Source organism: Sedimentibacter sp. (assembly GCF_032080165.1).
Classification (GTDB): Bacteria; Bacillota; Clostridia; order Tissierellales; family Sedimentibacteraceae; genus Sedimentibacter.
In genome coordinates, this window is the sequence record NZ_DAMASY010000007.1 from 157,802 (window position 1) to 165,480 (window position 7,679).

8 protein-coding genes are annotated in these 7,679 nt (G+C 29.8%); all 8 read left to right on the forward strand.

What is annotated here, in order from left to right:
• The 8 genes from RT412_RS11465 to RT412_RS11495 all read left to right on the forward strand — a co-directional run bounded on the left by RT412_RS11465 (position 1) and on the right by RT412_RS11495 (position 7,472).
• Complete coding sequence (locus tag RT412_RS11465; RefSeq protein WP_313346640.1) at positions 1-579, forward strand: acyltransferase; 579 nt, start codon at positions 1-3, stop codon at positions 577-579.
• Between the two features lie 14 nt (positions 580-593).
• A complete protein-coding gene (locus RT412_RS11470; RefSeq protein ID WP_313346721.1) occupies positions 594-1,610 on the forward strand; it encodes a Gfo/Idh/MocA family oxidoreductase in 1,017 nt (338 codons plus the stop codon).
• Between the two features lie 14 nt (positions 1,611-1,624).
• On the forward strand, positions 1,625-2,719 hold the full coding sequence (locus tag RT412_RS11475) for a glycosyltransferase (RefSeq protein ID WP_313346638.1): 1,095 nt from the start codon (positions 1,625-1,627) through the stop codon (positions 2,717-2,719).
• Between the two features lie 37 nt (positions 2,720-2,756).
• Positions 2,757-3,983: an O-antigen ligase family protein gene (locus RT412_RS11480; RefSeq protein ID WP_313346635.1), complete on the forward strand. Its 1,227-nt coding sequence runs from the start codon at positions 2,757-2,759 to the stop codon at positions 3,981-3,983.
• Positions 3,961-5,163: a hypothetical protein gene (locus tag RT412_RS11485; RefSeq protein WP_313346633.1), complete on the forward strand. Its 1,203-nt coding sequence runs from the start codon at positions 3,961-3,963 to the stop codon at positions 5,161-5,163. The genes RT412_RS11480 and RT412_RS11485 overlap by 23 nt, the downstream gene beginning before the upstream one ends.
• A gap of 51 nt (positions 5,164-5,214) precedes the next feature.
• Positions 5,215-6,924 carry a stalk domain-containing protein gene (locus RT412_RS11490; RefSeq protein WP_313346631.1) on the forward strand — a complete coding sequence of 570 codons (1,710 nt, stop codon included), beginning with the start codon at positions 5,215-5,217 and terminating at the stop codon, positions 6,922-6,924.
• A gap of 69 nt (positions 6,925-6,993) precedes the next feature.
• The gene (locus RT412_RS17180; RefSeq protein WP_398439355.1) at positions 6,994-7,161 is read left to right on the forward strand and encodes a transposase; all 168 of its coding nucleotides are present in this window, start codon (positions 6,994-6,996) and stop codon (positions 7,159-7,161) included.
• Positions 7,162-7,196: 35 nt separating this feature from the next.
• Complete coding sequence (locus RT412_RS11495) at positions 7,197-7,472, forward strand: hypothetical protein (protein ID WP_313346629.1); 276 nt, start codon at positions 7,197-7,199, stop codon at positions 7,470-7,472.
• Positions 7,473-7,679 lie beyond the last annotated feature (207 nt).

Here is a 7,679-nt window from a genome sequence, read left to right on the forward strand (position 1 = left end):
ATGAAAGATAATAGTTTTGTTCATAGCACTAGCTTAGTAGATAAAAATGCTAGGGTTGGTGCAAATACAAGAATATGGCAATTTTGTAATATTATGAATAATGTTGTTATAGGCAATAACTGTAATATCGGACAAAATGTTTTTATAGAAAGTGGTGTAATTATAGGCAATAATGTAAAAATAAAAAATAATATTTCCATATATACTGGAGTTGTCTGTGAAGATGATGTTTTTCTCGGTCCATCATGTGTATTTACTAATGTATTAAACCCAAGAAGTTTTATAGAGCGAAAATCTGAATTCAAACAAACAATTGTAAAAAAAGGTGCATCTATTGGAGCAAATGCTACAATAATTTGTGGAAATAAAATTGGCAGATATGCTATGATAGGAGCAGGAACAGTTGTAACAAAGAATGTGCCTGATTATGCTTTAGTAATAGGCAACCCAGGTAAAATAGTTGGATATGTATGCAAATGTGGAGAAAGGTTAACAATGTCAAAAAGAAAAATATATTGTGACAAATGTGAAGCTAAATATTTATTAAATGAAAATAATGTTCTGGATGAAATGTTATAAAATTTAAAGAGGTGATTAATATGCTGAATTTTGCAATAATAGGCTGTGGAAGAATATCAAAAAATCATATAGATGCTTTGATATATAATTCAAATAATTGCAATTTGGTTGCGGTATGTGATATTATAAAGGACAAAGCATTTCAAAGAAAAAATCAGTATGAAGATAATGTTGCAAATGCCGATGTAAAAGTATATATTGATTATATTCAAATGCTTGAAGATGAAAAAATAGATGTTGTGGTGATATGTACGGAGAGCGGTTATCATGCAAAGCATGCCATTGATTGCTTAAATCATGGCAAACATGTGCTTATAGAAAAACCAATGGCTTTATCTTTGGAAGATGCAGATAGGATTATTGAGTTAGGCAAAGAGAAAACCTTAAAGGTTGGAGTGTGTCATCAAAACCGTTTTAATCCTCCTATTCAAAAATTGAGAAGAGCTATTGAAGAAGAGCGTTTCGGAAAAATAATAAACGGTACTGCAAGAATTTTGTGGACAAGAGACCAAAATTATTACAATCAAGCACCCTGGAGAGGAACCAAAGTTCTGGATGGTGGTACTTTGATGAACCAATGCATTCACAATATAGATTTGTTACAATGGATGATGGGAAGTGAAGTTGAGAGAATAACCTGTGAGAGAGATACTTTTTTGAGAAGTATAGAAATGGAAGACTTCGGAGCAATACTCATTCGTTTCAAAAATGGCTCAATCGGTATTGTGGAAGGAAGTGCCTGTGTATATCCGCAAAACCTTGAAGAAACTTTAAGCATATTTGGTGAAAAGGGAACTGTAGTTATTGGTGGACTTGCGGTGAATAAAATTCAAACATGGCAGTTTGCTGATGAAAGGGATTATGATAGTGAAGAAGGAAATACAGAAGTTGATAGTGTGTATGGAAAAGGACATATTTCGCTGTATAGAGATTTTATTGGTGCAATTAGAGATAATAGAGAACCTTATATAAGCGGAAAAGAAGGTAAAAAAGCATTAGAAATCATACTTAGAGCATATGACAATGCGTAAAGGGTGTTTTATTTATGAAAAAAGTTAAAATGATACTTACAAATAGATTTGATCCTGATCCAAGAGTTTATAAGGAAGCTAAATACTTAAATTCCATAGGAATACAAGTTGAAATTTTGTGTTGGGATAGAGAAAATGAGTATTTAGAAAGAGAAACGGAAAATGTTGAGGGGATAAATATAAAAAGATTTTATCCTTATTCAAAATATGGTTCCGGTCTGAAGCAAATTGGTGCTTATTTTTCTTTTAAAAAGCAAGTTAAACAATATTTAAAGAATAAAGACTATGATTATATACATTGTCATGATTTGGATGGTGCAGTTGTTGGATGTTTGATTAAAAATAAAAAAAGTAAAATGATTTTTGATATGCATGAATTTTATGAAGGGCAAGGCAAAAAACAGAAAATAAAATTATTTATCAGATACATTGTAAATTATTTGCATGATAAATCAGATTTTATTATTTACTTAAATGATGTACAAAAATATTCGATGAAAAGGGCAAATTTAGAAAAGCTCATTTTTTTGCCTAATTATCCAGAGAGAGAAAATTACATTAATTGTGAAAAAATACGAGACGATAAACTAAGAATTTCATATATTGGAGCAGTCAGACAATATGATGAATTAATGAATTTAATGAATGCATGTAAAGAGATGGAAGATGTACATATATCGATACATGGTGCAGGAGTTTCGTATTTCAAGCTAAAAGAAGTTGAAGATAAATATAAAAACGTTGAAATAACAGGGAAATATCATTATAGCGAAAGTTGTGAATTGTATAAAAGAACAGATATTTTATATGCTGCTTATAATGAACATATTGAAAATTGGAAAAATGCATATCCGATAAAACTGTTTGAAGCTATAATAACAAAGACTCCTATTATTGTTAATAAGGATACAGCTTTAGAAAAAATTGTAACTGAGAACATTATTGGATTTTCTGTTGACGTTGGAAATGTTGAAAAAATTAAATTTTTAATAAACCATATAAATAAAAATAGATATGTAATTGCAGAAAAGGAAGATAATTTAAGTGAGATGCAATATAATTATATATGGGAAGATGTAGTCAAAAATTTAAATAACATATATTGTTAGTTTAACTAAATTTGATGAATAATTTGTAGAGGATATGATGAATAGTAATTGTGAAATATCAAAAGCAAGAATTAAAGGTGATATAAAACTAAGTATTGCACTGATGTCAACTTTTGTTGTACTTATATTACAATATTTTATTCTTGTTTTCTTTGATATTATTGATACAGATATAGGAAATAAGGTTCAAATAATATCAAAATTAATTGTTGGTATTATTTTTATTTATGCGTTACCAGTTGCACTGAAGAGGAACAATCTAAAATTAATTTTAACTTATGTGGCAGCAGCACTTGTTTTTTTAATAAATTATCTAAATTTCACTGAAAATAGAGAGTATATTGAAATATTGATATTTCCGTTCTTTTTCACTTGCTTGCCATCATTTATTTTTTGTTACAGTATTTATAATTTAAATGTTTTTGGTCGAATCATGAAAAAATCAAGTAATGTAATGACTGTATTTGGTATAATTATAGCTGTAATGGTATTTTTAGGGAAAGCATCTGTTGGTTCATATAGTATGACCTTATCATATTATATATTGATTCCAGCGGTCATATATTTAGATCAACTTATGGATAAATTTACGTTAAAATATTTTTTTAGTTTTTTGATTTTAGTTATTATAATTCTTACTTTAGGAGCAAGAGGTCCAATTTTATGTGCAATAATTTTTATTGTTTTAAAGTTCTTTAAAAAGAAAAAGATTCTAAATAGAAAAAATATATTTCAATATACTCTAATTGTTGCTTTAATAACTATTTTATTAATTAACTATAGGAATATACTTATTTCGTTAAATGGTTTTTTAATCGAAAAAGGCATCAATAGCAGAAGTATACATTTATTTTTAGAATCTGGAGTTCATCTAAGTGGCAGAGAAAATATATATTATAGCATACTTTCTGCAATATATACTAATCCTATTTTGGGGTTAGGGTTAGCAGGTGATAGAGTTATAACAGGTAGTTATTCTCATAATATATTTTTGGAATTGTTGTTAGACTTTGGAGTGTTTGTGGGCTTGATACTTATTTTTATTTTATTTCTATTAATCATCAGGGCACTTATGATAAAAGATAATGAGAAATATGATATGATTATAATATGGTTTAGTTTAGGCTTTGTACATCTATTTATAAGCAGTTCATATTTAGTTGATATTAAATTTTGGATTTTTTTAGGGCTAATATTAAATATCATAACTAAATCAAAATTAATAGGAATAAAGGAGCAAGATGAAAAGAAAAATAATATTTGATATGATTTTAAATATAGCTGCAACAGCTGTGCCTATTGTACTTATTCAATTACTAATATATCCTGCTGTTGCGGAAAAATTGGGAAATGCCGAATACGGACTGATGATAACAATGGTCAGTTTGTTCAATCTGATAGGTCATCCGTATGGAAATGTTCTCAATAATATAAGACTTCTGCAAAATAATGAATATATAGAGAATGATGTGGAAGGCGATTTTAATATTTTATTGATTGTTGGATTGGTAGTAAATACAATCATTATGATAGTCGGAACAGTATACTATGAAGGGTCGTTTTCGTATGCGAGTATTTTGTTAAGCATAATTGTTTCGGCCTTAAATCTTGGTCGTGAGTATTTAATAGTTGCTTTCAGGATAAGCCTGAATTATAAAGCGATTCTACTTAACAATATTTTCTTGATGATTGGATATTTTGCAGGATTTTTAATTTTTAATATTATCGGATATTGGCAATTGATTTATTTATGCGGATATCTTGTTAGCTTAATATATATTATAAAAAATTCTAATTTAATTAACGAAAAATATGCAGTTACTCGTTTGTTTAAAAGTACTACGTATAAAAGTGCTGTTCTGTTTTTTTCAACATTTTTAAAATCATTTGTTACATATGCTGACAAGTTGATTATATATCCTTTACTGGGACCTGCGGCGGTATCTGTTTATTATTCATCTACGATATTAGGTAAAATTATTTCTATGGGAATAACCCCAATCAGCAGTGTATTTTTAAGTTATTTGCCTAATATAAAGGAAATAAATCTAAGAAATTTTTTAAAAATACTTTCTTTTGCAGGTGTGGTTGGAATAGTAGGATACTATGTGTGCATAGTCGTGAGTAAGCCATTACTGCTTCTTTTATATCCTGATTGGGCAATTGAATCTCTTGAGTTAGTGAATATCACTACAGCCACTGCCATTATTGGAGCTGTATGTTCGGTGATAAATCCCATAATCCTAAGATTTAATAATGTAAACTGGCAGATGGTACTAAGCGTTACAGAAATTGTAGTATATATTATTTTTACAATACTATTTTATAATTTATATGGCTTGAAAGGTTTTTGCATTGGTATTTTAATGACTTACGTATTAAAATTATTGCTTATGATAGGCGTATATGTAAGTAATTTGAAGATTAAAAATACCTATATTTAAGATTATGCTTTATATGCAATTTACTAAAAAATATTGGAGACATACATCAAAATGAAAAAGAAGTATTATGTTTATTTAGCAATAATTATTTCGTTTATTTTAATTTTTAATAATTCAAGTTCGGTTTATGCATCTGGAGCTGACGTATTAAGTGAACAAATTAAAATTAGTTTTAACGGAAATATATTGGATGTTTCTGATTCTGCACCATATGTGAATGAATCGAAGACAATGATGCTTCCTTTGAGAAAAATAGGAGAAATATTGGGATTTGACGTAACTTGGCAGGAGGGTAAAGAGGTAAGATTGCAAAAAGATAATGAGAACATATTTCTTCAAATGGATAGCAATTATTACAATGAAGATTATGTGACTCCTACTAACTGTCTGCTTGAAATCAAAGGAAACAGAAGCTATGCACCAAGTAGTTTTTTTGAGGAAATGCTTAATGTTAGTGTTGATTATCACGAAAATCAAGGTTTTGTTATAGTCGAAGAAATTGACAAAGAAAACCGCAGCTTGAGTATTGATAGAAGTTCTATAGATGATGGTGATATAGAATTATGGGAAAATACGTTCGAAGATTATTTGAAGGATGATTTGTGGATAAACTTATATGCTTATGATGCTGGTCATTATCTTATGATACCAATGCATGCTGCCTTTACTTATAATCAGGAAAATTGGAAAAATCAGTTTTCAGATCACTTTGAGAGATTTGTTAAAGTATATACTTATAACCAACAAGATATAGTAGAAGAAAGGCTGGACAGGCTCCATTATCTGTACCTGGCAAGCCAATTTGTTGTTCTGTGCGAAGAAAGTAAGAGCGAGCATCTGATACCTGATGGTTTGGTGCATATAATCAACGAAGAAATATACAGTATGTGGGAAAGGGAACCTGCGTGGCAATGGAATAGGGATTCGTTTGAGGGAGGAATAAAGGAGCGGATTCGGTGGAAGCTGGATAACCGGGATGTTAACAGAAGTTACTATAGAGCAATAATTGACGAGGATTTTTTTGTTCTTGCAATTGGGGCTAATTTATATAATTATGAGAATTCTGTAAACGATTCATATATTAATAAAATTGATTATAAAAAAGAAATAGTTGGTTATGCATATGAAGTATTCTGCAAAGAAAGTGTTATAACAGAAGGCGGAAACTGGGTTTTCCAACCCGGTGTAAAAAAAGAGCATCCGGATTATACATATGCCGGCAATGATAAAAAGTCTGATGATATTATGCCAATGCCTGTAGAAGGAATTGCAAGTGATTCATCACACAGCCATAGGTTTCCTCTATGGATAAACAGTTTTATAGGCGCTTACGAATCAGCCGGAGATATTGATAAAATGGATTATTTTATTGATATAAGAACTAATCTTGAAAAACAATTCTACGAAAATGTGTTGGTTAAGCCCAACGAAGAATTCAATGGATATAGAACAACAAATTTCATGGATGGAAGAAACGGCATTTACAGATGGAATTACCTAACTCAAGGACAGGGGAACGGATATGGGCCGTTTGAGTTGTCTGGCACATTCACACTGGGATGGTGGAGCTTATTAAAAACTGAAAGAATAAGCGAAGCATATTATGAAACAGCACAAAGATTTCCCCTTTATGAGAATGTTATAGATATATATGTCGGACCGAATACAACTAGAGAAAGACATAAAATTGTTAAACTTCCTGATAGTTATTACAATGGAGCGAATGAGCTTGTATGTAGACTTGCATCGAAGTTAAAGTAATTAAATGTTTTTAGGTATATAAATTTTTACTTTTTTATATACGCACTTTTATTATGAGGTTACATAATTATTAGCAACAACAATGCGGAACATCTGGCAAAAAGCTTTGTGGTAAGCAGAAAGAACTTTTTGTTTTCAAATACACCAAAAGGTGCAGATTCAAGTGAATTATCCATGAGCATTGTGGAAACGGCAAAAATTAACAAGATAGATCCTTTTGAATACATACATATTTAAAAATACACCAAAACTACTTCCTTAGGCATTTAAAAATGAGAAGAAAAAAGACTCCTAATATAGATTTTATTGTTGGCATGGCTGAAGAATTTGTAAATGGCGGCGACTATTGGAATTTTACGTTAGATTTCATGCATAATTTTATTGAAAAATATGATGCAATGTGCCGTGAGGATGAGGTTTACGCAGATATGATTAATTATTATTTGTTTCAAAAAGCATTTGATATACACCATGATGATCCAGAAGATAAGCTACGTAAAATTATGAAAAAAGCACTTAAAGAATTAAAATTTGACGATATTTTATAAAAGCTCAGCAAAAGATGCTGAGCTAAAAATTATATATTTAAAAGTGGTATTTGGGGTGGGCGTATTTGACGCTTACTTTGATTATACCACTTTTTTTACTGAAATCAATCAACTCCGGAAAGAACTAATTCTATTTATCATCTACACTCGCGTCGTAAGCGTCAAACCTGCCGGTACATTTACAGCAAAATAATAAGATGAGATAAT